Origin of the sequence: Microbacterium sp. K41 (assembly GCF_004794395.1) — a bacterium.
GTDB classification, from domain to species: Bacteria; Actinomycetota; Actinomycetes; order Actinomycetales; family Microbacteriaceae; genus Microbacterium; species Microbacterium sufflavum.
In genome coordinates this window covers 1-297 of sequence record NZ_SSDO01000360.1, presented here as the reverse complement: position 1 = coordinate 297, position 297 = coordinate 1, and the positions used below count along the sequence as shown (strand labels likewise).

At 78.1% G+C, this 297-nt stretch carries 1 protein-coding gene; it reads right to left on the bottom strand.

Annotated features, from left to right (window positions below; all coding sequences use genetic code 11):
- Positions 1–297 (bottom strand): ROK family protein (locus DW309_RS20135; protein ID WP_136045416.1); only part of this gene is annotated, 297 nt, incomplete at both ends.

Genomic DNA, 297 nt, shown 5'->3' with positions numbered 1-297 from the left:
TCCGGGAGGACCACGGCCCCGCCGATGCCCGTTCCCACCGCGACCATCAGCAGCCCGCCCGCTCCGCGACCCGCTCCCTGGGCGGCCTCCGCGACCGCCGCCGCGTGCACGTCGTTCACGACCACGACCGCAACCCCCGTGGCGCGCTCGAGTGCCGAGCGCAGCGGGAACCCCGCCCACCCCCGGATCGCGTCCGTGGCCGAGGTGATGGATCCGTCGGGGGCGACCACGCCGGCCGTGCCGACACCGACCGCCGTCACGGGCTCGCCGTCGGCGACCGCGCGGACCGCCTCGACG